Genomic DNA, 26,029 nt, shown 5'->3' with positions numbered 1-26,029 from the left:
ACCCGTCTACACTCCACGTTTCACCGGGTTAAAAACCGCTTTCACTCGCAGGGATACACCTTTATGTCCAACCGGTTTATGCCTCAGCGGCTTACCGCTTTCCGCCGGCTCAATCCTGTTTTTGTCGCTTTCCTCGCCGTGACCTTACTGAGCGGGATTGCCGGTGCGCTTCAGGCACCCACGCTCAGTTTGTTTCTGACTACCGAGGTCAAGGCCAGCCCGCTGTGGGTCGGGCTGTTTTACACCATTAACGCGGTGGCCGGGATTGTGGTCAGTTTCCTGCTGGCGAAACGCTCTGACCACAGCGGCGACCGGCGCAGCCTGATTCTGGTCTGCCTGTTGATGGCGGTAGGCAACTGCGTTCTGTTCGCCTTTAACCGCCACTACCTGACACTGATCACCGCCGGGGTATTTCTGGCCGCGATTGCCAATGCCGCAATGCCGCAGATGTTTGCGCTGGCGCGGGAATACGCCGATAACTCAGCACGCGAAGTGGTGATGTTCAGCTCAATGATGCGGGCGCAGCTCTCGCTGGCCTGGGTGATTGGGCCGCCGCTCTCCTTTACGCTGGCACTGAACTACGGCTTTACCCTGATGTTCAGCCTGGCAGCGGCGTTCTTTCTGGTCAGTGCCGTGGTGGTCTGGTGGATGCTGCCGTCGGTGCCGCGCGCGGAACAGCCGGTCGATAAGATGGTGGTCTCCACCCGGGCCTGGAGTGATGTGAATGTGCGCACGCTGTTTTTCGCCTCGCTGCTGATGTGGACGGCAAACACCATGTACATCATCGATATGCCGCTCTACATCAGCCACGATCTCGGGCTGCCTGACCGGCTGGCCGGGCTGCTGATGGGCACGGCGGCGGGACTGGAAATCCCGGCGATGCTGCTGGCGGGCTATTACGTCAAACGTTTCGGCAAGCGGAAAATGATGATTGGCGCAGTGGTGGCCGGGGTGCTGTTCTACGGCGGGCTGGTGCTGTTCCAGGGCAAAACCGCGCTGCTGCTGTTGCAGCTGTTCAACGCGATTTTTATCGGTATCGTCGCCGGGATCGGCATGCTCTATTTCCAGGATCTGATGCCGGGGCGGCCCGGCTCTGCCACCACCTTGTTCACCAACAGCATCTCCACCGGGGTGATTGTGGCCGGGGTATTGCAGGGGGTAGTGGCCGAGCACGTCAGCCATTATGCCGTCTATTGCGTGGCGGCGGTGCTGGTGGTGGTGGCGCTGCTGCTGACCTGCCGCATCCGGGAGGTGTAAACGGCCCGCATAAATAAAAAAAGCCCGCCAAATCTGGCGGGCTTTTTTGTCGGCGCGGCGTGGGTTAACGCATAAAGGCCGGCTGTTTTGCTTCGTAGTTGCTGATCTCGGCGTCGTGTTGCAGCGTCAGGCCGATGCTGTCCAGCCCGTTGATCATGCAGTGGCGGCGGAAGCTGTCGATCTCAAACGGGTAGCGATGGTCGCCTGCGATCACCTGCTGCTGCTCCAGATCCACGGTGAAGGTGATGCCCTCGTTTTCTGCCACCAGCCGGAACAGCGTATCCACATCGGCTTCGCTCAGGGTCACCGGCAACAACTGGTTGTTGAACGAGTTGCCGTAGAAAATATCGGCAAAGCTCGGCGCGATGATCACTTTAAAGCCGTAATCCGTCAGCGCCCACGGCGCATGCTCACGCGAGGAGCCACAGCCGAAGTTTTCACGCGCCAGCAGAATCGTCGCGCCCTGATAGCGCGGGGCGTTCAGGATGAACTCCGGGTTCGGCACCTGGCCGGCATCATCCAGAAAACGCCAGTCGTTGAACAGGTGCTGGCCAAAGCCGGTGCGCGTCACTTTTTGCAGGAACTGTTTCGGGATGATGGCATCGGTGTCGACGTTGGCCGCGTCCAGCGGCACAACCAGACCGGTATGCTGGGTAAATTTCGCCATGAAAATGCTCCTTAATTCAGTTCGCGGATGTCAGCAAAGTGGCCGGTGACCGCCGCAGCGGCTGCCATTGCCGGGCTGACCAGATGGGTGCGGCCGCCACGGCCCTGACGGCCTTCAAAGTTACGGTTGCTGGTGGAGGCGCAACGCTCGCCGGGGTTCAGGCGGTCATTGTTCATCGCCAGGCACATGGAGCAGCCCGGCAGACGCCATTCAAAGCCGGCCTCCAGGAAGACTTTGTCCAGCCCTTCCTGTTCCGCCTGTGCTTTCACCGGGCCGGAACCCGGCACCACGATAGCCTGCACGCCGGCGGCCACTTTGCGCCCGCGGGCAATGGCGGCGGCGGCGCGCAGATCCTCAATACGTGAGTTGGTGCAGGAACCGATAAAGACTTTATCAATCGCCACATCGGTGAGTTTGATGCCCGGCTTCAGGCCCATGTAGGCCAGCGCTTTCTCGGCGGAGGCGCGCTCTACCGGGTCGCTGAAGGAGTCCGGGAACGGGATGTCCTGGTTCACGGCGATCACCTGGCCGGGGTTGGTGCCCCAGGTCACCTGCGGGGCGATGTCGGCGGCGTTCAGGGTGACCACGCTGTCAAAATGCGCGCCCTCATCCGATTTCAGCGTCGACCAGTAGGCCACGGCGGCGTCCCAGTCTGCGCCTGTCGGGGCAAACTGGCGGCCTTTCAGGTAGGCGAAGGTGGTGGCATCCGGCGCAACCAGGCCCGCTTTGGCACCCATCTCAATCGCCATGTTGCACAAGGTCATGCGGCCTTCCATGCTCAGCGCTTCAATCGCGGAACCACAGAACTCCACCACGTGGCCGGTGCCGCCGGCGCTGCCGGTTTTGCCGATCACCGCCAGTACGATGTCTTTGGCGGTGATGCCGGAGGCCGCATCGCCGTTAACCTCAATTTTCATGGTTTTGGCGCGGCCCTGTTTCAGGGTCTGGGTGGCCAGCACGTGCTCCACCTCGGAGGTGCCGATGCCGAACGCCAGAGAGCCGAATGCGCCGTGGGTGGCGGTGTGGGAGTCGCCGCAGACAATGGTCATGCCCGGCAGCGTCATGCCCTGTTCCGGGCCGATGACGTGAACGATGCCCTGGAACGGGTGGTTCAGATCATACAGTTGCACGCCGAATTCCGCACAGTTCTTGATCAGCTCCTGCATCTGGATGCGGGCCATTTCGCCGGACGCATTGATGTCTTTGGTCTGGGTCGAAACGTTGTGATCCATGGTGGCGAAGGTTTTACCCGGCTGGCGCACCGGGCGGCCCATTGCGCGCAGGCCGTCGAACGCCTGTGGGGAGGTCACTTCATGCACCAGGTGGCGGTCGATGTAGAGCAGCGGCGTCTCGTTGGGCGCTTCATGAACCACGTGGGCATCAAATAATTTCTGGTATAAGGTCTTGGCCATGTTATGCCCCTTCTTTCACAAAACGGGCGATGATGTCGCCCATGTCACCGGTAGAGACGGCGTTGCCGTTCCCGGCCAGATCGGCCGTGCGGGAACCCTGTTCTAACGCCTGATTAACGGCGCGCTCGATGGCGTCTGCCGCGTCGTCCGCGCCCAGGCTGTAACGCAGCAGCAGCGTCAGGGAGAGGATCTGGGCAATTGGGTTGGCGATGCCTTTGCCGGCGATGTCCGGCGCGGAGCCGCCTGCCGGCTCATACAGCCCAAAACCTTCTTCATTCAGGCTGGCAGAGGGCAGCATGCCCATGGAGCCGGTGATCATCGCGCATTCGTCGGAGAGGATGTCACCAAACAGGTTAGAGCAAAGCAGCACATCAAACTGTGATGGATCTTTAATCAGCTGCATGGTGGCGTTGTCGATGTACATATGGCTCAGCGCCACGTCCGGGTACTCTTTCGCCACGCCGCTGACCACTTCACGCCACAGGATCGAGCTTTGCAGCACGTTGGCCTTGTCGATAGAGGTGACTTTGCTGCGGCGCTTGCGGGCTGACTCAAACGCGATGCGCGCGATGCGTTCAATCTCAAAACGGTGGTAGATCTCGGTGTCGAACGCTTTCTCCTGCGGCCCCTGGCCTTCACGCCCTTTCGGCTGGCCGAAGTAGATGCCGCCGGTGAGTTCACGTACACACAGGATGTCGAAGCCGCGCGCGGCGATGTCAGCACGCAGCGGGCAGAAGGCTTCCAGCCCGGCATAGAGGCGCGCCGGACGCAGGTTGCTGAAGAGTTTGAAGTGCTTGCGCAGCGGCAGCAGCGCGCCGCGCTCCGGTTGCTGGTCCGGCGGCAGGTTTTCCCATTTCGGGCCGCCCACGGAGCCGAACAGAATGGCGTCTGCTTCTTCACACCCGGCCAGGGTCTCTGCCGGCAGCGGGCTGCCGTGCTTGTCGATGGCCGCGCCGCCGACATCATATTCGCGGGTGGTGATCGCGAGATTAAAACGCTGACGCACCGCGTCGATCACTTTGTAGACCTGTGCCATCACTTCCGGGCCGATGCCGTCACCGGGCAAGACGGCGATGTGGTGGGTTTTGCTCATGTTCACACCGTTTCCTGATTATTTTGTTGTGGGGTGGTTTGCAGGCGTTGTTTCTCTTTTTCTACCTGCTTGCTGCGCCAGATGCAGTTCAGCACATGCACCATCGCTTTGGCAGAGGATTCGACGATATCGGTGGCCAGGCCCACGCCGTGGAAGCGGCGGCCTTCAAAGGAGACCACGATGTCAACCTGGCCCAGTGCGTCACGGCCGTGGCCTTTGGCCGTCAGCTGGTATTTCACCAGTTCAATCTGGTAGCCGGTGATGCGGTTGATCGCCTGATAGACTGCGTCCACCGGGCCGTTACCGGTCGCGGCTTCGGTTTGTACCTCGTCGCCGCAGCCCAGGTTGACCGTCGCGGTGGCGGTGATGCTGGAGCCGGACTGCACGTTAAAGTTGTCCAGACGGTAGAACTCCGGCTCTTCCTGCTGTTTGTTAATGAAGACCAGCGCTTCCAGATCGTAGTCAAACACCTGGCCTTTCTTGTCGGCCAGCTTCAGGAAGGCGCTGTAGAGTGCGTCCAGGTTGTAGTCGCTCTCTTTGTAGCCCATCTCCTCCATACGGTGCTTCACTGCCGCACGGCCGGAGCGGGAGGTCAGGTTCAGCTGCACCTGGTTCAGGCCGATCGATTCCGGCGTCATAATTTCGTAGTTCTGGCGGTTTTTCAGCACGCCGTCCTGGTGGATGCCGGAGGAGTGGGCGAAGGCGTTGGAGCCGACAATCGCTTTGTTGCCCGGGATCGGCATGTTGGTGATCTGGCTGACGATCTGGCTGGTGCGGTAGATCTCTTTATGGTTGATGTTGGTGTGCACGTTCAGGATGTCTTCACGGGTTTTGATCGCCATGATGACCTCTTCCAGCGCGGTGTTACCGGCACGCTCGCCGATGCCGTTCAGCGTGCCTTCTACCTGGCGCGCCCCGGCCTGCACGGCGGCGATGGAGTTGCCGACCGCCATGCCCAGATCGTCATGGCAATGCACGGAGATGATCGCTTTATCGATGTTCGGCACGCGGTTGTACAGGGTAGAGATAATGCCGCTGAACTGGTGCGGGGTGGTGTAGCCCACGGTGTCCGGGATGTTAATGGTGGTGGCCCCGGCAGTAATGGCGGCTTCCACAATCCGGCACAGGTTATCAATCGGCGTGCGGCCGGCATCTTCACAGGAGAACTCGACGTCGCTGGTGTAGTTGCGGGCGCGCTTCACCGAGCGGATCGCCATCTCCATCACATCGTCAAAGGTGCGTTTCAGCTTGGATTCAATGTGCAGCGTGGAGGTCGCCAGGAACACGTGGATGCGGAAGGCCTCTGCTACGCGCAGCGCTTCGGCGGCGACGTCGATGTCATTGTCCACACAACGGGCCAGCCCGCAGACGCGGCTGTTTTTAATCTGGCGGGCGATGGTCTGCACTGATTCAAAATCGCCGGGAGAGGAGACAGGAAAGCCGACTTCCATGACGTCCACACCCATTCTTTCCAGTGCCAGCGCAACCTGCAGTTTTTCGTTCACGCTCAGGCTGGCTTGCAGGGCTTGTTCACCGTCGCGCAGGGTGGTATCGAAAATAATAACTTGTTGGCTCATGGGGTTAATCCTTGTGGTTGTCTCGTTTCGCGCCCAGCAGGTAAAAAAAAACCCGCGCAATGGCGCGGGTTTTCATCTGGGAGAGGGCTGAATCAGTTCTGGATCCCGTCCACCGCCATACCGCGCAAATAAGATGCGTGAAGTAGTAGGCTGGTTAGGCGGGTGATAATAAACATGATGTGTCAGCGTCCCGTTATCTTTTAAAAAAGTCGTTGCCTAATTTGATACGTTATCAGGACACCCTTGTCAACCCTGCGCCCTGAAATAGGGAACCCGCCGCCGGCGCCCCGCCGCAGGATAAAACACTGCCCTTGAAACTGTTAGTGATGGAATATGTTGCCGGTCAGAGATCCCGCATCTGGTTTGAAAAAACCGGCCAAAAAAGAGTTATTTGATTTTTATCATGGCGGGGGTTTTCATTTTTGGTTTTCACGCGTGTTTATCGTTATTTCTTATCTATTATTATTTGTGATGATAGGGTTGAGATGCGTGAGATTAAACAATCGTCAGATCATGAAGTTAGAGAACAGTTTAATGAGAGTAAATCTATTATTCTATTTTACTGATGTTGTCTGTCATAAGATCATATGTTCATATTGGCCCAACAAATAAACAGGCATGATGGTTGATAGCAACTGTTAGCTGATAGTTAATAAAAATAATTATCTGTTAATGCAGCCCCGGTTACCCCCGTAAGGCACGCCTGTTTTTCGTGATGACTGCTCCTCCCTGGTATTTATCATCGCCGGCGGTGTGGAGGGTAACAAATAATATCCTGCCGTTGACAGATACCCGATCGGGTTATATTTCTGTCAGCCGGCCTAGCGGAGCCAACCATGTCTGACGTTATTTTAGAGCAAGAAGAACAGGCCGAAGATGTTCAATTACGTGATTTTGATCTGAATTTATTAACGGTATTTGATGCCGTCATGCAGGCGCAGAATATTACCCGGGCGGCAGAAAGTCTGGGTATGTCTCAGCCGGCTGTCAGCAATGCCGTCGCGCGGCTGAAAATGATGTTTAATGATGAGCTGTTTGTACGCTACGGCCGCGGCATTCAGCCCACGGTGCGCGCCCGCCAGCTGTTCGGGCCGGTACGCCAGGCGCTGCAACTGGTGCTGAATGAGCTGCCGGGGGCCGGCTTTGAACCGGCCACCAGCGATCGCCTTCTTTCGCTTTCTATCAGCAGCCCGCTGGATATCCGTCTGGCCCCTAAAATTTATAATGTGGTGGCTGAACATGCGCCTAATGTGCAATTAAGGCTGACCTCCTGCTTTGATGAGAATATTGAGCATCAGCTGCGCTATCAGGATGTGGAATTCTTTATCAGTTATAAAACATTTGAAAGTGATGCTTTTTGCAGTGACACGCTTTTCCAGGATGAAGTGGTATTGGTGTGTTCATCATCGCACCCGAATATCAAAAACCTGAATAACCGCGAAAGTTATCTTAAAGAGCGCCATGCCGTGGTGAATTTCTCCCAGGCCGGTTCGTTCAGCTCTGAGTTTTATGCGTCCACCGAAGCCCGCCGGGCCATTGTTTATCAGGCCAATGATTTGAGCAGTGCAATGAATATTGTTTCCCAGACGGAAATGATTACGCTCGCCCCGCGCTGGCTGGCCTCCGAATATATGCAGATGCTGAATATTACGTTGCTGCCGATTACCTGGATGGAAAATACCATGAAATGTTATTTGAGCTGGCATAAGGCCGCCGATAAAGATCGTGCCCATCAATGGCTGCGTACTCTGCTGAACCAATCTAAATCCTCGTTGTAAACCCCGTTTTTATGGCCCGGCAGGGGGATACCTGCCGGGCCTCAGCCTGTGCTGTTTCCTGCGCGCCACGGACCATTGATGCTGGGCACTCTGCCCCAGGCAAACGATTATCCTGTGACGCAGGCCACAAAAAAAAGCCTTTTTTCCTGGCGCGGGTTCCCTGTTTCACCAAAATAATGCAGGCAAAAACCGGTGCGATGCCCGGCCGTGGTGAGGCTGTGCGTTACCCGGTGCAGGCTGCCCTATTTCAGGGCCACATGGCTGCCCGGGCAGGGCGTTATTTTCCCGCATCATTTACTTCTGTGTTTATTCCCTGCTGCACTATATTTTCTGAGCGTAATGCCTTTTCTCCAGTGAATAATTTCTTTTCATGGTGCATTGGCAGGGGAGGCGTAATTTCCCGCCCCCGGCCGGGCTTTTTTGCTGTTTGCCTGGCCCAAATTCTGACGTTAAGGTACTGCGTTATATCCGAACAATAATAATAACAGGGCAGCGCCCTATACCCACAGAATGGCGGGGAAGGAGTCTCCCCATTCAGTAATGAAAACAGAAGCCTGGAGGCGAGTCATGGAGATGTTGTCAGGAGCCGAGATGGTTGTCCGGTCGTTAATCGATCAGGGCGTCAAGCATGTGTTTGGTTATCCCGGCGGGGCGGTGCTTGATATCTACGATGCGTTGCATACCGTGGGCGGGATTGATCACATTCTGGTGCGCCATGAACAGGGCGCAGTGCATATGGCGGATGGGTACGCCCGCGCCACCGGTGAAGTCGGCGTGGTGCTGGTCACCTCCGGCCCCGGCGCGACCAATGCCATTACCGGCATTGCCACCGCGTACATGGATTCCATCCCCCTGGTGGTGCTCTCCGGGCAGGTTCACAGCGCACTCATCGGCTATGATGCCTTCCAGGAGTGCGACATGGTGGGCATTTCACGCCCGGTGGTTAAACACAGCTTCCTGGTGAAGCGCGCCGAAGATATTCCGACCATCCTGAAGAAAGCGTTTTATCTGGCTTCTACCGGCCGTCCCGGCCCGGTGGTGATCGACCTGCCGAAAGATGTGGTGAACCCGGCGGTGAAATTGCCGTACGCCTACCCTGAGCAGATCGCGATGCGCTCCTACAACCCGACGGTGCAGGGGCACCGCGGGCAGATCAAACGTGGGTTGCAAACCCTGCTGGCGGCGAAGAAACCGGTGCTGTATGTCGGCGGCGGGGCAATCAATGCCGCCTGTGAGGCGGAACTGCTGCAACTGGCGGAGTCCCTGAACCTGCCGGTGACCAGTTCACTGATGGGGCTGGGCGCATTCCCCGGCTCGCATCGCCAGAGCCTGGGGATGCTCGGCATGCACGGCACCTATGAAGCCAATATGGTGATGCACAACACCGACCTGATTTTTGCCGTCGGCGCGCGCTTTGATGACCGCACCACCAACAATCTGCTGAAGTACTGCCCGAATGCCACCGTGCTGCACATCGACATCGACCCGACCTCCATTTCCAAAACCGTTAACGCCGACATCCCGATTGTCGGGGATGCCCGCCAGGTGTTGACCCAGATGCTGGAACTGCTGGCGCAGGGGAGTGGGGAGCAGGACAGCGGGGCGCTGCAAACCTGGTGGCAGGAGATTGAGCAGTGGCGCGCCCGGCAATGCCTGGCGTATGAAAAAGCGGGCAAGACCATTAAGCCGCAGGCGGTCATTGAGACGCTTTACCGGCTCACCAACGGCGACGCTTACGTCACCTCGGATGTCGGCCAGCACCAGATGTTCGCCGCCCTTTACTATAAATATGACAAACCGCGCCGCTGGATTAACTCCGGCGGCCTCGGCACCATGGGCTTTGGCCTGCCGGCGGCATTAGGGGTGAAACTGGCCCTGCCGGACGAGACCGTGGTCTGCGTGACCGGTGACGGCAGCATCCAGATGAACATCCAGGAGCTTTCTACCGCGCTGCAATATGATCTGCCGGTGGTGGTGGTCAACCTGAACAACCGTTATCTGGGCATGGTGAAGCAGTGGCAGGATATGATCTATTCCGGCCGCCACTCCCAGTCCTATATGGAGTCGCTGCCGGACTTCGTGAAACTGGCGGAGGCTTACGGCCATATCGGCATCGCCATCCGCACGCCGGAGGAGCTGGAGAGCAAACTGGCAGAGGCGCTGGCATACAAGACCCGCCTGGTGTTTGTGGACATCACCACCGATGAGACGGAGCACGTCTACCCGATGCAGATCCGCGGTGGCGGGATGGATGAAATGTGGTTAAGCAAAACGGAGAGGACCTGATCATGCGCCGGATTTTATCGGTATTACTGGAAAACGAATCGGGTGCGCTGTCCCGCGTGGTCGGCCTGTTCTCCCAGCGCGGGTACAATATCGAAAGCCTAACGGTCGCCCCCACTGATGACCCGACGCTCTCCCGCATGACTATCCAGACCGTGGGGGATGCGAAAGTGGTGGAGCAGATCGAAAAGCAGCTGCACAAGCTGGTGGACGTGCTGCGCGTGAGCGAACTGGCCCAGGGCGCGCATATTGAGCGCGAGATCATGCTGGTGAAAGTGCAGGCCAGCGGTTACGGGCGGGAAGAGGTCAAGCGCTGTGCCGATATCTTCCGCGGCCAGATCGTGGACGTCACGGCCACGCTTTACACCGTTCAGCTCGCCGGAACCAGTGACAAGCTGGACGCCTTTTTAAGCGCCGTGCGCGATGTGGCTGAGATTATGGAAGTCGCCCGCTCCGGCGTGGTCGGCGTCTCACGCGGCGATAAAATTATGCGCTAACCACGCAAAACAACAGGCTTAATTAGCCGGAAGGGCCGGGCAGAATATGCCCGGCCCTTTTTTTTGCGGGTGCGCTGATACCTTTCGGCAAAACACCTTGCTCCACTCAGGCGATTGGGGTTAGATAAATACAGGTTATTTATCCCGGCTGACTGATTTACCTGCTTATAACGATAATCATCCGGGAAATATTGGCTGTGCGCCTTTCCTGCAACCTGATTGGAACAGGCGGAATATCACTTTAAGCAATGAGAGGACGTCGTGAAACTGGATGAAATCGCGCGGTTAGCCGGTGTTTCGCGTACCACGGCCAGTTACGTCATTAACGGCAAGGCAAAGCAGTACCGCGTCAGCGATAAAACCGTTGAGAAAGTCATGACGGTCGTCAGACAGCATAATTATCACCCCAATGCCGTGGCCGCCGGGCTGCGTGCCGGGCGCACCCGCTCCATCGGGCTGGTGATCCCCGATCTGGAAAATACCAGCTATACCCGCATCGCCAACTATCTCGAACGCCAGGCTCGCCAGCGCGGCTACCAGTTGCTGATCGCCTGTTCGGAAGATCAGCCGGATAATGAAATGCGCTGTGTGGAGCACCTGTTGCAGCGTCAGGTGGATGCGATCATCGTCTCGACCTCACTGCCGCCTGAGCACCCGTTTTACCAACGCTGGGCGAACGATCCTTTCCCGATTATTGCCCTGGACCGTGCGCTGGACCGCGAAAATTTCGTCAGTGTAGTGGGGGCCGATCAGGAGGATGCCCTGATGCTGGCCAAAGAGCTGCGCACCTTCCCGGCTGAATCGATCCTATACCTGGGGGCGCTGCCGGAACTCTCAGTGAGTTTCCTGCGGGAGCAGGGTTTCCGGGAGGCGTGGGCCGGGGATACACGGCCCATCAGCTACCTGTATGCCAATAGCTTTGAGCGCGCAGCGGCCGGTGAACTGTTCAGAAACTGGCTGAAAAATAACCCGATGCCTCAGGCGCTGTTTACCACCTCTTTCCCGCTGTTGCAGGGGGTGATGGATGTGGCGCTGGCGCAGCAGGGGCAGTTGCCAACCGATTTGATTATCGCGACCTTTGGCGACAATGAGCTGCTCGACTTCCTGCAATGCCCGGTGCTGGCGGTAGCGCAGCGCCATCGCGATGTGGCCGAGCGGGTGCTGGAGCTGGTGCTCGCCAGCCTGGATGAGCCGCTCAAACCTAAACCGGGGCTGACCCGCATCCGCCGTAACCTTTATCGCCGCGGCGCGTTAAACCGTAAATAAAAAGCCGGTGCAACAAGGTTGCACCGCAATTATTCCGCGCATTATCGGCCGCGCATTTGGATTCTTTACACATTTTTACGTGCAATAAATCATCGCGGCTAAAAAGCGAAAGAAAACGAAATAATTTATGTAAGAATTTAATTCACTAAGAGGCGTGGCCAATTAAGATGAATCTTAATAATAACCCCTGTTATATAATCCGACGTCGCCTAATAAAACACCGTGGTTATTTACCGTTTTTTGCAGCTGATTAATAAAGGCGGCCGGATATAATAGCGCAGAGATCGCCGTAATTTAATCAATTCCCTTTATGTTCAGGGGGTTAACCATTACCGAAAGTATGGGGAATGGAGCGCCAACCGTTTCGCTATGCGTTGTGGTTCGCGTTGGCCACGGGGTTATTTACTGCCAAAAGCCTGTTAAAAATGAGATATTGATAACAGAACACTATAAGAAGCTATTTATTGTACAATTTGCCTTTTTTTTAATCTACTTTGCGGTAATTATAGAATTTTCCTTAGCTAATCATAACGTTATTATTTATAACGTCCCGAAAGTTTTACAACGCAGTGAATTCCGCTCTCCTAACCCCTCAGAAATATTGCGAAACCGCCTCCGCGCTGGCTTGACAAGGTTTTCATACCCTCCGTAAACTCCTTTAGGTGGGAATTTGTGGGGGAAAGTGGTGAAAATGGTTATCAAGGGGTAATTCAGCCATGTTCCGAGGGGCAACGCTCGTTAACCTCGACAGTAAAGGGCGGCTCGCCGTTCCAACCCGATACCGGGAAATGCTGACCGAGGGTTCCCAGGGCCAACTGGTTTGTACCATTGACCTTCACCAGCCCTGCTTACTGCTTTATCCCCTCCCTGAATGGGAAGTCATAGAACGAAAATTGTCCCGTCTGTCGAGCATGAATCCCGCCGAGCGCCGCGTACAGCGCCTGCTTCTGGGCCATGCCAGTGAGTGTCAGATGGATAACGCCGGGCGGCTGCTGATTGCCGGTACGCTGCGCCAGCACGCCGGGCTCACCAAAGAAGTGATGCTGGTCGGGCAGCTCAATAAGTTTGAGCTGTGGGATGAACAGACCTGGTATCAACAAGTTAAGGAAGATATTGACGCTGAGCAATCGAGTCAGGAGCCGTTGTCTGACCGGTTACAGGATTTGTCATTATAAGCATGTTGGAAAATTATAAGCATAAGACCGTGTTGCTTGATGAGGCCGTTAACGGCCTGAACATCCGCGGCGACGGCATTTACATTGACGGTACCTTTGGTCGCGGTGGCCACTCTCGCCTGATTCTGTCCCAGCTCGGGCCGGACGGGCAACTGCTGGCGATCGACCGTGACCCTCAGGCCATCCAGGCTGCCCAGTCTATCACTGACCCCCGGTTCACCATCGTACACGGCCCCTTTTCCGATTTATCGCACTATGTGCGTGAACGCGGCCTGGAAGGGAAGATTGATGGCATCCTGCTCGATCTGGGCGTTTCCTCCCCCCAGCTGGACGACCCGGAGCGTGGCTTCTCCTTTATGCGTGACGGCCCGCTGGACATGCGCATGAACCCGTCCCGTGGCTTGTCGGCCGCAGAATGGTTGCAGAAAGCCGAGGCCGAGGACATCGCCTGGGTACTCAAAACCTTTGGTGAGGAGCGCTTCGCCAAACGTATTGCCCGCGCCATTGTGGAGCGTAACCGTGAACTTCCGATGACACGCACCAAAGAGCTGGCCGAGCTGATTGCCGCCGCCACGCCCATCCGTGACAAACACAAGCACCCGGCGACCCGCAGCTTCCAGGCTATCCGCATCTATATCAACAGCGAGCTGGAAGAGATTGAGCGTGCGCTCGACGGCGCACTTGAGGTGCTGGCCCCCGGCGGCCGCCTTTCCGTGATCAGCTTCCACTCCCTGGAGGATCGCATCGTGAAGCGCTTTATGCGCCAGCATAGCCGCGGCCCGCAAGTGCCGGCGGGTTTACCGATGACCGAACAGCAGTTGAGCGAGCTGGGCGGCCGTTCACTGAAAGTGGTTGGCAAAATGATGCCGTCAGAACCGGAAGTGGCTGAAAACCCGCGCGCGCGCAGTTCTGTATTGCGCTTTGCTGAGAGGACCGGCGCGTGATCGGCACTGAGCGGCATGGCCTGGTCGGCGTTATCGGCGGTGATCTGCTGCGCCATGGCAAAATTCCGGTGATCTTACTGATCGCTGTGCTGGTCTCCGCCGTTCTGGTGGTGACCACCGCTCACCGCACCCGCCTGCTGACGGCAGAACGTGAACAACTGGTTCTGGAGCGGGATGCGCTGGATATCGAATGGCGCAACCTGATCCTGGAAGAGAATGCCCTGGGCGATCACAGCCGGGTTGAGCAGATCGCCACGCAGAAGCTGCAGATGCAGCATGTCGATCCTGCACAGGAAAATATCGTGGTTAAACAATAATTACCGGAGCCGATAAGTCGCGCATGAAAGCCACACGTGGAGTGAAGTTAAAACGCCAGGAAGATCAAGCCAGCTTTGTCAGCTGGCGTTTTGCGTTGCTGTGTGGCTGCATTTTGCTGGCGCTGGTGGGGCTGATGTTGCGGGTGGCTTATCTGCAGGTGATTAACCCTGACCGGCTGGTGAGGGAAGGGGATATGCGCTCGCTGCGGGTGCAGCAAATCCCGACTTCACGCGGCATGATCAGTGACCGGGCCGGGCGGCCGCTGGCAGTGAGCGTGCCGGTCAATGCCATCTGGGCCGATCCGAAAGAGCTGAACGAGCATGGCGGCATTACGCTGGACACCCGCTGGAAAGCGCTCTCCGATGCGCTCTCTATCCCGCTCGACCAGCTCTCCGCCCGCATCAACGCCAACCCGAAAGGGCGCTTTGTCTATCTGGCCCGTCAGGTTAACCCCGCCATCGGTGAGTACATCCATAAACTGAAACTGCCGGGGATTTTCCTGCGTCAGGAGTCGCGCCGCTACTATCCGGCCGGTCAGGTGACCGCGCATGTGATTGGCGTGACTAACATTGACGGAAAAGGGATCGAGGGCGTAGAAAGCAGCTTTAACCGCTGGCTGACCGGCCAGCCGGGTGAGCGCACGGTGCGTAAAGACCGTTACGGCCGGGTCATCGAGGACATCTCCTCGGTAGACAGCCAGGCAGCGCATAATCTGGCGCTCAGTATTGATGAGCGTTTACAGGCACTGGTCTACCGCGAGCTGAATAATGCGGTCGCCTTCAACAAGGCGGAATCAGGCACCGCGGTGCTGGTGGATGTGAACACCGGCGAAGTGCTGGCGATGGCTAACAGCCCGTCCTATAACCCGAACAATTTAAGCGGCACCCCGCAGGAAGCGATGCGCAACCGCGCCATCACTGACATTTTTGAGCCGGGCTCCACCGTCAAACCGATGGTGGTGATGACGGCGCTGCAACATGGTGTGGTGCGTGAAAATACCGTGCTCAACACCTTGCCCTACCGGGTAAACGGCCACGAGATCAAAGACGTGGCGCGCTATAACGAGCTGACCCTGACCGGGGTTCTGCAAAAATCGAGTAACGTTGGTGTCTCAAAGCTGGCGTTAGCGATGCCCTCCTCGGCGCTGGTAGAAACATACTCGCGTTTCGGGTTGGGTAAAGCGACCAATTTGGGGTTGGTCGGAGAGAGCAGTGGCTTATATCCCCATAAACAACGGTGGTCTGACATAGAGAGGGCCACCTTCTCATTTGGCTACGGGCTGATGGTAACGCCGTTACAGTTAGCGCGTGTTTACGCCACTATCGGCAGCCTGGGCATCTACCGCCCGCTGTCGATCACCAAGGTTGACCCGCCGGTCTCCGGGGAGCGTGTCTTTCCGGAACAGCTGGTACGCACGGTAGTGCATATGATGGAAAGCGTCGCCCTGCCGGGCGGCGGCGGTACCAAAGCCGCCATCAAGGGTTACCGCATTGCCATTAAAACCGGTACGGCCAAGAAGGTCGGCCCGGACGGCAGGTACGTTAATAAATATATCGCTTATACCGCCGGTGTTGCCCCGGCCAGTGATCCGCGCTTTGCGCTGGTGGTGGTCATCAACGATCCGCAGGCCGGTAAATATTACGGTGGTGCGGTCTCGGCGCCGGTGTTCGGGGCCATTATGGGCGGTGTACTGCGTACCATGAATGTGGAGCCGGATGCGTTGACGACCCCGCCAACCGGCGAGAAAAATGATTTGGTAAATAACAAAAATGAGGGTTCAGGTGGCCGATCGTAATTTGCGCGATTTACTCGCTCCTTGGGTGTCCGATGCCCCTGAGTGCGCGCTGCGGGAAATGACACTGGACAGCCGTGTGGCGGCTGCCGGGGATCTGTTTGTGGCGATCAAAGGCCATCAGGCAGATGGGCGCCGCTATATTCCGCAAGCCATTGCCCAGGGCGTAGCCGCCGTAGTGGCCGACGCAGACAGCGCGGCTGAGCACGGCACGCTGACCACCATGCATGGCGTACCGGTTGTCTTTATCCACGGCCTGCAGCAGCAGCTTTCCGCGCTGGCCGGCCGCTTCTACCAGCAACCCGGCGAAAAACTGCGTCTGGTTGGCGTGACCGGCACCAACGGGAAAACCACCACCAGCCAGCTGCTGGCGCAGTGGAGCCAGGCGCTCGGCGACACCAGCGCCGTCATGGGCACTATCGGGAATGGTTTGCTGGGCCAGGTTGTACCGGCGGAAAATACCACCGGCTCCGCCGTGGATGTGCAGCAGGCGCTGCATCAGCTGGCGGAAAAAGGGGCGACCTTCGCCGCCATGGAGGTCTCCTCCCACGGTCTGGTGCAACACCGGGTGGCGGCGTTGCCGTTTGCTGCGGCGCTGTTTACCAACCTGAGCCGCGATCACCTGGATTACCACGGTGACATGGCCAGTTATGAAGCGGCGAAATGGCTGCTGTTCTCTACCCATCAGGTGGGGCAAAAAATTATTAATGCTGACGACGACGTCGGCCTGCGCTGGCTGCAACAGTTGCCGGATGCGGTGGCAGTCTCTGTTGACGGCAAGCTACCGGCAGGGTGGGGCGGTCACTCGCTCACTGCCCATGCGGTGCAGTATCACGATAATGGCGTCCGGGTGGAGTTCAGCTCCAGCTGGGGCAACGGCGTACTGGAAGCGCGGCTGATTGGCGCATTCAACGTCAGCAATTTACTGATGGCGCTGGCGACCTTGCTGGCGCTGGGTTACCCGCTGGCGGCGCTGCTGGAAGCTGCACCGCAGCTTCAGCCGGTCTGTGGCCGGATGGAAGTCTTCAGCGCACCGGGCAAGCCTACGGTGGTGGTGGATTATGCCCACACGCCGGATGCCCTGGAAAAAGCCCTGGCGGCTGCGCGCCTGCACTGCACCGGCAAGCTCTGGTGCGTATTTGGCTGCGGCGGCGATCGCGACAAAGGCAAACGCCCGCTGATGGGCGGCATTGCTGAACAGTATGCCGATCGCGTAGTGGTGACTGACGATAACCCGCGCAGTGAAGAGCCACAGGCGATTGTTGCTGACATCCTGCGCGGCATGCTGGACGCCGGGCGGGCGCAGGCCATTCATGGCCGCACTGAGGCAGTGACGAATACCATTATGCAGGCGACCCCGGACGATCTGGTTCTGATTGCCGGTAAAGGGCATGAGGATTACCAACTGGTGGGCAACCGCCGCCTTGACTACTCCGACCGCCTGACGGTCGCGCGGCTGCTGGGGGTGATGGCATGATCGCGGTTTCCCTGCAAACGCTGGCAGAGGTGCTGAACGCTGAGCTGATCGGTGATGACGTCCTGATTGATGCGGTGGCCACCGATACCCGTCAGCTGAGCGCCGGCAGCCTGTTTGTGGCGCTGAAAGGTGAGAATTTTGACGCCCATGCGTTTGCTGACAATGCCGTGGCCGCCGGTGCGGCTGCGCTGCTGGTCAGCCGCCGTGTGGACGCGGATGTGCCGCAACTGTGCGTGGCGGATACCCGCATCGCGCTGGGCCAGTTGGGTGCCTGGGTTCGCCAACAGGTGCCGGCGCGCATTGTGGCACTGACCGGTTCCTCCGGGAAAACCTCGGTCAAAGAGATGACGGCCACGATTCTGCGTGAATGCGGCAACGTGCTGTTTACCCAAGGCAATTTTAACAATGACATCGGCGTGCCGCTGACGTTGTTGCGCCTTGAGACGCAGCACGACTTCGCGGTGGTGGAGATGGGCGCGAACCATATCGGTGAGATTGCCTACACCACGGCGCTGGTGCAGCCGGAAACCGCACTGGTGAATAACCTGGCTGCTGCGCATCTTGAAGGCTTCGGCTCGCTGGCAGGCGTGGCAAAAGCCAAAGGTGAAATTTTTGATGGCCTGCCGCCAAAAGGCGTGGCGATCCTGAATGCGGACAGCCATGACTGGCCGCACTGGCAGTCAAAACTGGCCGGGAAAACCGTCTGGCGCTTTGCGCCGCAGGCCGCCGCAGACGTGGATTTTTTCGCCAGTGACATCGTGATAGACCAGCAGGGTACCGCATTTACCCTGCATTCGCCGTTTGGCGAAGTAAGTGTTCGCTTACCTTTGCCGGGGCGTCACAACGTGGCGAATGCGCTGGCGGCGACAGCCCTGGCGATGTCCATCGGTGCATCATTAGAGGCCGTGCGCCGTGGGCTGTCACAGCTTCAGGCGGTGCCGGGGCGTTTGTTCCCGATTACGCTGGGGCAGGGCAGGTTGCTGCTGGATGACAGCTACAACGCCAACGTCGGGTCGATGACGGCCGCGGCGCAGGTGCTGGCTGAGATGCCCGGCTACCGCGTTATGGTCGTAGGCGATATGGCGGAACTGGGCGCAGAGAGCGAAGCGTGTCACCGTCAGGTAGGCGAGGCGGCGAAAGCGGCCGGGATTGATAAAGTATTGAGCGTTGGGCGCGAGAGCCGGCTGGTGAGTGAGGCCAGCGACTGTGGCGAACATCTTCAGGATAAGACAGCAGTGGCAGCCCGGTTAACGAGCTTACTGTCTGAACATGCGGTAATTACCGTTTTGGTTAAAGGTTCACGTAGTGCCGCAATGGAGCAGGTAGTACGCGCGTTACAGGAGAATGCAACATGTTAGTTTGGCTGGCCGAGCATCTGGTCAAGTATTATTCCGGCTTCAACGTCTTTTCATATCTGACGTTCCGCGCCATTGTCAGCCTGCTTACTGCGCTGTTTATCTCTCTGTGGATGGGCCCGCGCCTGATCGCTTATCTGCAAAAGCTGCAAATTGGCCAGGTCGTGCGTAATGACGGCCCGGAGTCGCACTTCAGCAAGCGCGGCACCCCCACCATGGGCGGGATTATGATCCTCACCTCGATCACCATTTCGGTGCTGATGTGGGCGTATCCCTCTAACCCGTATGTCTGGTGCGTGCTGTTTGTGCTGGTGGGCTACGGCATCGTCGGCTTTGTGGATGACTACCGCAAAGTGGTGCGGAAAAACACCAAGGGGCTTATCGCCCGCTGGAAATATTTCTGGCAGTCGGTGATTGCGCTGGTGGTGGCATTCGCGCTGTATGTCATCGGCAAAGACACCCCGGCCACCCAGCTGGTGGTGCCGTTCTTTAAAGACATCATGCCGCAGCTGGGCCTGCTCTACATTCTGCTGTCGTACTTTGTGATTGTCGGCACCAGTAACGCCGTCAACCTGACCGACGGCCTCGACGGGCTGGCAATCATGCCGACCGTGTTTGTCGCGGCCGGGCTGGCGCTGGTCTCCTGGGCGACCGGGAACATGAATTTTGCCGGTTACCTGCATATTCCTTACCTGCGCCACGCCGGTGAACTGGTGATCGTCTGTACGGCGATTGTCGGGGCCGGGCTGGGGTTCCTGTGGTTTAACACCTACCCGGCACAGGTCTTTATGGGGGATGTCGGTTCACTGGCGCTGGGCGGCGCGCTCGGGACTATCGCCGTGCTGCTGCGCCAGGAGTTCCTGCTGGTGATTATGGGCGGGGTCTTCGTGGTGGAAACGCTGTCAGTGATCCTGCAGGTCGGTTCCTTTAAGTTGCGCGGCCAGCGCATCTTCCGGATGGCGCCGATTCACCACCACTATGAATTGAAAGGCTGGCCGGAACCGCGCGTGATTGTGCGCTTCTGGATTATTTCGCTGATGCTGGTGCTGATTGGCCTGGCGACGCTGAAGGTGCGGTAATCATGATTGACTATCAGGGTAAGCAGGTTGTCATCATCGGGTTGGGCCTGACCGGCCTCTCTTGTGTTGATTTCTTCATGGCACGCGGCGTGACGCCGCGCGTCATGGATACCCGTGTCAATCCGCCGGGGCGCGATAAATTACCGGCCGGTGTGGAGTGCCATGTCGGCTCGTTGAATGAGGCGTGGCTGCTGGCGGCGGATCTGATTGTCGCCAGCCCCGGCATGGCGCTCGCGCACCCGGCACTGAGTGCCGCGGCAGACGCCGGGGTCGAGATTGTGGGCGACGTGGAGCTGTTTTGCCGCGAGGCGCAGGCACCGATTGTGGCCATCACCGGCTCAAACGGCAAAAGCACCGTGACCACGCTGGTCGGCGAGATGGCGAAAGCCGCCGGCTGGCAGGTGGGCGTGGGCGGCAATATCGGCTTGCCGGTGCTCTCCTTGCTCGGCTCACCCTATCAGCTTTATGTGCTGGAGCTCTCCAGCTTCCAGCTGGAAACCACCTCCAGCCTGAAAGCCGCGGCTGCCACCATTCTGAACGTGACGGAAGATCATATGGATCGCTATCCGTTCGGGTTGCAGCAATACCGCGCCGCCAAACTGCGCATCTATGAAAATGCCGCCGTGTGTGTGGTCAATGCGGACGACGCGCTGACGATGCCGGTACGTGGCGCCGATACGCGCTGTGTGAGTTTCGGTGCGGATGTGGGCGACTATCACCTTAACCGCCAGCTGGGCGAAATCTGGCTGCGGGTGCGGGGTGAGAAAGTGCTGAATACCAAAGAGATGGCGTTGACCGGCCAGCATAACTACACCAACGCGCTGGCGGCACTGGCGCTGGCAGATGCCGTGGGCCTGCCGCGCGCCTCCAGCCTGAAGGCGCTGACCACCTTTGGCGGCCTGGCGCACCGTTTCCAGCTGGTGCATCAGCATAACGGCGTGCGCTGGATCAATGACTCCAAAGCCACCAACGTTGGCAGCACGGAAGCCGCGCTGAAAGGTTTGCAGGTCGGGGGCACGCTGCACCTGTTGCTGGGCGGGGACGGCAAGTCAGCCGATTTCTCCCCGCTGACGCCTTACCTGCAACGGGACGCAATCCGTATTTACTGCTTCGGCCGTGACGGCGAGGCCCTGGCGCAGTTGCGCCCTGAGGTGTCGCAGCTGACCGGCACCATGGAAGAGGCGATGCGTGCGCTGGCACCGGCCCTGCAACCCGGCGATATGGTGTTGCTCTCCCCGGCCTGCGCCAGCCTCGATCAATTCCGTAACTTTGAGCAGCGCGGTGATGAATTCGCCCGGCTGGCTAAGGAGCTGGGCTGATGAAGATCCCGGGTCTGATGCTGGTCGGCCGCGTTTCCGGCAGCCTGTTTGGCAAACTCAATGACTGGGTGATGGGCGCGCGTGAAAGCGACAACACCAGCATGGTGCTGTATGACCGCACCCTGCTGTGGCTCACGTTTGGTCTGGCGATTATCGGCTTTGTGATGGTGACGTCCGCCTCGATGCCGATTGGGCAGCGGCTGGCAGATGACCCGTTCCTGTTTGCCAAACGTGACGCGCTCTATCTTGGGCTGGCCTTTGTGTTGTCCCTGGTGACGTTGCGGGTGCCGATGGCCGTCTGGCAGCGTTACAGCAACGTGATGCTGCTGGTGTCGCTGGTGATGCTGCTGATCGTTCTGGTGGTGGGCAGCTCGGTAAACGGCGCATCACGCTGGATTGCCCTCGGCCCGCTGCGTATTCAGCCGGCAGAATTTTCCAAGCTGTCGCTGTTCTGCTACCTCGCCAGCTATCTGGTACGGAAAGTGGAGGAGGTGCGCAGCAACTTCTGGGGCTTCTGTAAGCCGATGGGTGTGATGGTGATTTTAGCCGTGCTGCTGCTGGCGCAGCCGGATCTCGGTACGGTGGTGGTACTGTTTATCACCACGCTGGCGATGCTGTTTCTGGCCGGTGCAAAGATGTGGCAATTCCTGGCGATTATCGGGTCAGGGGCCTTTGCGGTGGTGCTGCTGATTATTGCGGAACCCTACCGTATGCGCCGCGTGACCTCGTTCTGGAACCCGTGGGCCGATCCGTTCGGCAGCGGCTACCAGCTGACCCAGTCACTGATGGCGTTCGGCCGCGGTGAATTCTGGGGGCAGGGGCTCGGTAACTCCGTACAAAAACTGGAATATTTACCGGAGGCACACACCGATTTTATTTTCTCTATTCTCGGTGAGGAGCTGGGGTATTTCGGTGTGGTTTTAGCCTTGTTAATGGTATTCTTCGTCGCTTTTCGCGCGATGTCCATCGGGCGCAAGGCGTTGGAGATTGACCAGCGCTTTTCCGGCTTCCTGGCCTGCTCCATCGGCGTATGGTTCAGCTTCCAGGCCCTGGTTAACGTGGGTGCGGCAGCCGGTATGTTGCCGACCAAAGGCCTGACGCTGCCGCTGATCAGTTACGGTGGTTCCAGCTTGTTGATTATGTCCACAGCGATCGTTCTGTTGCTGCGGATCGATTTTGAAACGCGGATGACGAAAGCGCAGGCGTTTGTAAGGGGTTAATGATGAGTGGCAAGACCAAGCGTTTACTGGTGATGGCAGGCGGCACAGGCGGGCATGTGTTCCCCGGCCTCGCCGTTGCCCATCATCTGATGGCGCAGGGCTGGCAGGTACGCTGGCTGGGAACTGCCGACCGGATGGAGGCCGATCTGGTGCCGAAACACGGCATTGAGATCGACTTCATCCGCATTTCGGGGCTGCGCGGCAAAGGGCTGAAAGCCCAGCTGATGGCCCCGGTACGCATTTACCGCGCCGTGCGCCAGGCCAAAGCCATCATCCGTGCTTACCAGCCGGACGTGGTGCTGGGCATGGGCGGCTACGTTTCCGGCCCCGGTGGGCTGGCCGCCTGGCTGAGCGGCGTGCCGGTGGTGCTGCATGAGCAGAACGGCATCGCTGGGCTGACTAACCGCTGGTTGTCGAAAATTGCCAAAAAAGTGTTACAGGCGTTTCCCGGGGCGTTCCCCCAGGCAGACGTGGTCGGTAACCCGGTGCGAACCGATGTGCTGGCCCTGCCGTTGCCCGGCGTGCGTCTGGCGGGGCGTGAAGGCCCGGTACGGGTGCTGGTGCTCGGCGGCAGCCAGGGTGCCCGCGTCCTGAACCAGACGATGCCGGCGGTGGCCGCGTCAATGGGGGATCGCATTACCTTGTGGCATCAGGTAGGGAAGGGCGCGCTGGAGGAGGTGACGCAGGCTTATCAGCACGTCGGCCAGACCCAGCACAAGATCGCCGAGTTTATCGATGATATGGCCGCTGCGTACGCCTGGGCGGATGTGGTGGTCTGCCGCTCCGGTGCGCTCACCGTGAGTGAAATTGCCGCCGCCGGGCTGCCCGCGATTTTCGTGCCGTTCCAGCATAAAGATCGCCAGCAGTACTGGAATGCCCTGCCGCTGGAGCAGGCAGGGGCCGCAAAAATTCTTGAGCAGCCGGATTTCACCAATGAGGCGGTGTGCGGGTTGCTGACACAATGGAACCGCCCGGTGTTGGCTGAGATGGCGCAACGCGCCAGGGCGGCAGCCATTCCGGATGCCACCGAACGGGTGGCCGCCGAGGTATGTGCGGTTGCGCACATTGACTATGAACGATCTGCGCCGCGCGCGGTCGTCAATCAGTAACGATGAAAAGTGAAGAATAACGTGAATACACAACAATTGGCGAAACTGAGAACCTTCGTGCCCGAGATGCATCGCGTCCGGCACATCCACTTTGTCGGCATCGGTGGTGCCGGCATGGGGGGTATCGCCGAAGTGTTGGCTAACGAAGGCTACCAGATCAGCGGGTCTGATCTGGCGCCAAACCCGGTGACGCAGCATCTGACGGCGCTGGGCGCACAAATTTATTACCACCATCGCGCAGAAAATGTGCTGAACGCCAGCGTGGTAGTGGTCTCCTCGGCCATCAGCCAGGATAACCCGGAGATTGTGGCCGCGCGTGACGCACGTATTCCGGTGATCCGCCGGGCGGAAATGCTGGCAGAGCTGATGCGTTTCCGCCACGGCATTGCGGTGGCCGGTACGCACGGCAAAACCACCACCACTGCGATGGTCAGCAGTATTTATGCAGAGGCCGGGCTGGACCCGACCTTTGTGAACGGCGGGCTGGTAAAAGCGGCCGGCACGCACGCCCGGCTGGGTACCAGCCGTTACCTGATTGCCGAGGCGGACGAAAGTGACGCCTCGTTCCTGCATCTGCAACCAATGGTGGCGATCGTGACCAACATCGAAGCGGACCACATGGATACCTATCAGGGCGATTTTGAGAACCTGAAGCAGACGTTCATCAACTTCCTGCACAACCTGCCGTTCTATGGCCGTGCCGTGATGTGTATTGATGATCCGGTGGTGCGTGAGTTGCTGCCGCGCGTGGGCCGCCATGTCACCACTTACGGTTTCAGTGAGGATGCGGATGTCCGCATCGAAAGCTATCACCAGCAGGGCGCACAGGGGCACTTTACGCTGAGCCGCCAGGATAAGCCGCTGATGACCGTGACGCTGAATGCGCCGGGCCGCCATAACGCGCTGAATGCCGCCGCAGCGGTGGCCGTGGCGACAGAAGAGGGCATTGCCGATACGGCGATCCTCAGCGCGCTGGCCGGTTTCCAGGGCACTGGCCGCCGTTTCGACTTTCTCGGTGAATTCCCGCTGGCCCCGGTGAACAGTAAGGCAGGCGCGGCGATGCTGGTGGACGATTACGGCCATCACCCGACAGAAGTGGATGCGACCATCAAGGCCGCGCGTGCAGGCTGGCCGGAAAAACGGTTGGTGATGATTTTCCAGCCGCACCGTTATACCCGCACCCGTGACTTGTACGACGATTTCGCCAATGTGCTGTCGCAGGTGGATGTGTTGCTGATGCTGGATGTGTATGCCGCAGGTGAAGCGCCGATTCCGGGCGCTGACAGCCGCTCACTCTGCCGGACAATCCGCGGGCGCGGTAAGATTGATCCTATTTTGGTTTCCGATGTGGACACCGTGCCGGAAAATCTGGCCCAAATCCTGGAGAATGATGACCTGGTTCTGGTTCAGGGCGCCGGGAATGTTGGCAAGGTTGCCCGTAAATTGGCTGAGCAGAAGTTTCAGCCCGTAAGAAAAGGTGAAGAGCAGCATGGCTGATAAAGTCGCGGTATTACTGGGCGGGACGTCCGCCGAACGCGAAGTGTCGTTGCAGTCCGGGCAGGCGGTACTGGCCGGCCTGCGTGAATCAGGCATTGAGGCTTACGCGGTTGACCCAAAAGAGACGCCGGTGACTGAGCTGAAAGCGATGGGCTTTACTAAGGTGTTTATCGCGCTGCATGGCCGCGGCGGGGAAGACGGGACGTTGCAGGGGCTGCTGGAACACCTGGGCCTGCCGTATACCGGCAGCGGCGTAATGGCCTCCGCCCTGACCATGGATAAGCTGCGTACCAAGCGTATCTGGCAGGCGATGGACCTGCCGGTCGCGCCGTTTGTTGCGCTGAACCGTGCGCAGTTTGCGTCCGGTGAGCTGGGCGAGGATGCCACTACGCTGGCTGCGCTGGGCTTCCCGCTGATTGTGAAGCCGAGCCGCGAAGGTTCCAGCGTCGGGATGAGCAAAGTAGACAGCATCGAGCAGTTACAGCCGGCGCTGGAAGAGGCGTTCCGCCATGACGACGACGTGCTGGTAGAGAAGTGGCTGAGCGGCCCGGAATTCACCGTGGCGATTCTGGGAGACGAGGTTCTGCCTTCCATCCGGATCCAGCCGGCCGGTGTATTTTACGATTATGAGGCGAAATACCTCTCTGATGAGACGCAGTATTTCTGCCCAAGCGGCGTCAGTGAGGCCGATGAGGCGTATCTGGCGGCGCTGGCGTTACGCGCTTACCGCGCACTGGATTGCCGGGGCTGGGGCCGGGTAGACATCATGCAGGACAGTGACGGCAGCTTCTGCCTGCTGGAAGTGAATACCTCGCCGGGGATGACCAGCCACAGCCTGGTGCCGATGGCCGCCCGACAGCATGGCCTGAGTTTCGCCCAGCTGGCGGTGCGTATCCTGGAGCTTGCTGACTGAT

The 26,029-nt window shown here is 58.7% G+C and carries 21 protein-coding genes; 17 read left to right on the top strand and 4 right to left on the bottom strand.

Annotation, left to right across the window (positions count from 1 at the left end; genetic code table 11):
* Positions 1-78: 78 nt before the first annotated feature.
* The gene (locus CYR55_RS03815; protein ID WP_101815018.1) at positions 79-1,257 is read left to right on the top strand and encodes an MFS transporter; all 1,179 of its coding nucleotides are present in this window, start codon (positions 79-81) and stop codon (positions 1,255-1,257) included.
* Positions 1,258-1,321: 64 nt separating this feature from the next.
* Here the strand turns inward: CYR55_RS03815 and leuD are convergent, their stop codons facing one another.
* The 4 genes from leuD to leuA are packed head-to-tail and all read right to left on the bottom strand — an operon-like array spanning position 1,322 to position 6,006.
* Positions 1,322-1,924: a 3-isopropylmalate dehydratase small subunit gene (gene leuD, locus CYR55_RS03810; protein WP_101814831.1), complete on the bottom strand. Its 603-nt coding sequence runs from the start codon at positions 1,922-1,924 to the stop codon at positions 1,322-1,324.
* 11 nt (positions 1,925-1,935) lie between these two features.
* Positions 1,936-3,336 (bottom strand): 3-isopropylmalate dehydratase large subunit, encoded by a 1,401-nt coding sequence (gene leuC, locus CYR55_RS03805; protein WP_101814830.1) that lies wholly within the window; start codon positions 3,334-3,336, stop codon positions 1,936-1,938.
* Position 3,337: 1 nt separating this feature from the next.
* Positions 3,338-4,429: a 3-isopropylmalate dehydrogenase gene (gene leuB / locus CYR55_RS03800; RefSeq protein ID WP_101814829.1), complete on the bottom strand. Its 1,092-nt coding sequence runs from the start codon at positions 4,427-4,429 to the stop codon at positions 3,338-3,340.
* 2 nt (positions 4,430-4,431) lie between these two features.
* Positions 4,432-6,006 carry a 2-isopropylmalate synthase gene (gene leuA, locus CYR55_RS03795; RefSeq protein ID WP_101814828.1) on the bottom strand — a complete coding sequence of 525 codons (1,575 nt, stop codon included), beginning with the start codon at positions 6,004-6,006 and terminating at the stop codon, positions 4,432-4,434.
* An 836-nt stretch (positions 6,007-6,842) separates the two neighbouring features.
* On the opposite strand from leuA, the gene leuO reads away from it, so the two are divergent.
* The 16 genes from leuO to CYR55_RS03715 all read left to right on the top strand — a co-directional run bounded on the left by leuO (position 6,843) and on the right by CYR55_RS03715 (position 26,028).
* Positions 6,843-7,784 (top strand): transcriptional regulator LeuO, encoded by a 942-nt coding sequence (gene leuO, locus CYR55_RS03790; protein WP_101814827.1) that lies wholly within the window; start codon positions 6,843-6,845, stop codon positions 7,782-7,784.
* A gap of 567 nt (positions 7,785-8,351) precedes the next feature.
* Entirely contained in the window at positions 8,352-10,070 is a 1,719-nt protein-coding gene (gene ilvI / locus CYR55_RS03785; protein WP_101814826.1) for an acetolactate synthase 3 large subunit, read from the top strand.
* A gap of 2 nt (positions 10,071-10,072) precedes the next feature.
* Positions 10,073-10,564 (top strand): acetolactate synthase small subunit, encoded by a 492-nt coding sequence (ilvN, locus tag CYR55_RS03780; protein ID WP_165699519.1) that lies wholly within the window; start codon positions 10,073-10,075, stop codon positions 10,562-10,564.
* A gap of 261 nt (positions 10,565-10,825) precedes the next feature.
* Positions 10,826-11,830, top strand: coding sequence for a catabolite repressor/activator (gene cra, locus CYR55_RS03775; RefSeq protein WP_101814825.1), 1,005 nt, complete (start codon positions 10,826-10,828; stop codon positions 11,828-11,830).
* 716 nt (positions 11,831-12,546) lie between these two features.
* Positions 12,547-13,005, top strand: coding sequence for a division/cell wall cluster transcriptional repressor MraZ (gene mraZ, locus CYR55_RS03770; protein ID WP_072928818.1), 459 nt, complete (start codon positions 12,547-12,549; stop codon positions 13,003-13,005).
* A 2-nt stretch (positions 13,006-13,007) separates the two neighbouring features.
* Complete coding sequence (gene rsmH, locus CYR55_RS03765; RefSeq protein ID WP_101814824.1) at positions 13,008-13,949, top strand: 16S rRNA (cytosine(1402)-N(4))-methyltransferase RsmH; 942 nt, start codon at positions 13,008-13,010, stop codon at positions 13,947-13,949.
* The gene (ftsL, locus tag CYR55_RS03760; RefSeq protein ID WP_101814823.1) at positions 13,946-14,266 is read left to right on the top strand and encodes a cell division protein FtsL; all 321 of its coding nucleotides are present in this window, start codon (positions 13,946-13,948) and stop codon (positions 14,264-14,266) included. The genes rsmH and ftsL overlap by 4 nt, the downstream gene beginning before the upstream one ends.
* Before the next feature lie 23 nt (positions 14,267-14,289).
* Complete coding sequence (locus tag CYR55_RS03755) at positions 14,290-16,062, top strand: peptidoglycan glycosyltransferase FtsI (protein ID WP_101814822.1); 1,773 nt, start codon at positions 14,290-14,292, stop codon at positions 16,060-16,062.
* Positions 16,049-17,536, top strand: coding sequence for a UDP-N-acetylmuramoyl-L-alanyl-D-glutamate--2,6-diaminopimelate ligase (gene murE / locus CYR55_RS03750; RefSeq protein WP_101814821.1), 1,488 nt, complete (start codon positions 16,049-16,051; stop codon positions 17,534-17,536). Before CYR55_RS03755 ends, murE begins: the two co-directional genes overlap by 14 nt.
* Positions 17,533-18,894 carry a UDP-N-acetylmuramoyl-tripeptide--D-alanyl-D-alanine ligase gene (gene murF / locus CYR55_RS03745; protein ID WP_101814820.1) on the top strand — a complete coding sequence of 454 codons (1,362 nt, stop codon included), beginning with the start codon at positions 17,533-17,535 and terminating at the stop codon, positions 18,892-18,894. Before murE ends, murF begins: the two co-directional genes overlap by 4 nt.
* Positions 18,888-19,970, top strand: coding sequence for a phospho-N-acetylmuramoyl-pentapeptide-transferase (gene mraY, locus CYR55_RS03740; protein WP_101814819.1), 1,083 nt, complete (start codon positions 18,888-18,890; stop codon positions 19,968-19,970). The genes murF and mraY overlap by 7 nt, the downstream gene beginning before the upstream one ends.
* 2 nt (positions 19,971-19,972) lie before the next feature.
* Positions 19,973-21,289 (top strand): UDP-N-acetylmuramoyl-L-alanine--D-glutamate ligase, encoded by a 1,317-nt coding sequence (gene murD / locus CYR55_RS03735; protein ID WP_101814818.1) that lies wholly within the window; start codon positions 19,973-19,975, stop codon positions 21,287-21,289.
* Entirely contained in the window at positions 21,289-22,509 is a 1,221-nt protein-coding gene (gene ftsW / locus CYR55_RS03730) for a cell division protein FtsW (RefSeq protein ID WP_101814817.1), read from the top strand. The genes murD and ftsW overlap by 1 nt, the downstream gene beginning before the upstream one ends.
* A gap of 2 nt (positions 22,510-22,511) precedes the next feature.
* Positions 22,512-23,618, top strand: a complete 1,107-nt coding sequence (gene murG, locus CYR55_RS03725) for an undecaprenyldiphospho-muramoylpentapeptide beta-N-acetylglucosaminyltransferase (RefSeq protein WP_101814816.1) — start codon at positions 22,512-22,514, stop codon at positions 23,616-23,618.
* Between the two features lie 21 nt (positions 23,619-23,639).
* Entirely contained in the window at positions 23,640-25,115 is a 1,476-nt protein-coding gene (gene murC / locus CYR55_RS03720) for a UDP-N-acetylmuramate--L-alanine ligase (protein WP_101815016.1), read from the top strand.
* Complete coding sequence (locus tag CYR55_RS03715) at positions 25,108-26,028, top strand: D-alanine--D-alanine ligase (protein WP_101814815.1); 921 nt, start codon at positions 25,108-25,110, stop codon at positions 26,026-26,028. The genes murC and CYR55_RS03715 overlap by 8 nt, the downstream gene beginning before the upstream one ends.
* The last annotated feature ends 1 nt before the right edge of the window (position 26,029 follow it).

It is taken from the genome of Chimaeribacter californicus (assembly GCF_002858675.1).
In the GTDB taxonomy this organism is placed as follows: domain Bacteria; phylum Pseudomonadota; class Gammaproteobacteria; order Enterobacterales; family Enterobacteriaceae; genus Chimaeribacter; species Chimaeribacter californicus.
This window is presented reverse-complemented; position numbering and strand designations above follow the sequence as displayed.

What these genes read in the sequence shown, in the direction of transcription:
- mraZ (WP_072928818.1), top strand. Translation starts at nt 12,547, where the DNA reads ATGTTCCGAGGGGCAACGCTCGTTAACCTCGACAGTAAAGGGCGGCTC.
- leuB (WP_101814829.1), bottom strand. Translation starts at nt 4,429, where the DNA reads ATGAGCAAAACCCACCACATCGCCGTCTTGCCCGGTGACGGCATCGGC.
- ilvN (WP_165699519.1), top strand. Translation starts at nt 10,073, where the DNA reads ATGCGCCGGATTTTATCGGTATTACTGGAAAACGAATCGGGTGCGCTG.
- mraY (WP_101814819.1), top strand. Translation starts at nt 18,888, where the DNA reads ATGTTAGTTTGGCTGGCCGAGCATCTGGTCAAGTATTATTCCGGCTTC.
- CYR55_RS03755 (WP_101814822.1), top strand. Translation starts at nt 14,290, where the DNA reads ATGAAAGCCACACGTGGAGTGAAGTTAAAACGCCAGGAAGATCAAGCC.
- leuO (WP_101814827.1), top strand. Translation starts at nt 6,843, where the DNA reads ATGTCTGACGTTATTTTAGAGCAAGAAGAACAGGCCGAAGATGTTCAA.
- leuA (WP_101814828.1), bottom strand. Translation starts at nt 6,006, where the DNA reads ATGAGCCAACAAGTTATTATTTTCGATACCACCCTGCGCGACGGTGAA.
- leuC (WP_101814830.1), bottom strand. Translation starts at nt 3,336, where the DNA reads ATGGCCAAGACCTTATACCAGAAATTATTTGATGCCCACGTGGTTCAT.
- ilvI (WP_101814826.1), top strand. Translation starts at nt 8,352, where the DNA reads ATGGAGATGTTGTCAGGAGCCGAGATGGTTGTCCGGTCGTTAATCGAT.
- CYR55_RS03715 (WP_101814815.1), top strand. Translation starts at nt 25,108, where the DNA reads ATGGCTGATAAAGTCGCGGTATTACTGGGCGGGACGTCCGCCGAACGC.
- CYR55_RS03815 (WP_101815018.1), top strand. Translation starts at nt 79, where the DNA reads ATGCCTCAGCGGCTTACCGCTTTCCGCCGGCTCAATCCTGTTTTTGTC.
- ftsW (WP_101814817.1), top strand. Translation starts at nt 21,289, where the DNA reads ATGAAGATCCCGGGTCTGATGCTGGTCGGCCGCGTTTCCGGCAGCCTG.
- murF (WP_101814820.1), top strand. Translation starts at nt 17,533, where the DNA reads ATGATCGCGGTTTCCCTGCAAACGCTGGCAGAGGTGCTGAACGCTGAG.
- leuD (WP_101814831.1), bottom strand. Translation starts at nt 1,924, where the DNA reads ATGGCGAAATTTACCCAGCATACCGGTCTGGTTGTGCCGCTGGACGCG.
- rsmH (WP_101814824.1), top strand. Translation starts at nt 13,008, where the DNA reads ATGTTGGAAAATTATAAGCATAAGACCGTGTTGCTTGATGAGGCCGTT.
- murD (WP_101814818.1), top strand. Translation starts at nt 19,973, where the DNA reads ATGATTGACTATCAGGGTAAGCAGGTTGTCATCATCGGGTTGGGCCTG.
- murG (WP_101814816.1), top strand. Translation starts at nt 22,512, where the DNA reads ATGAGTGGCAAGACCAAGCGTTTACTGGTGATGGCAGGCGGCACAGGC.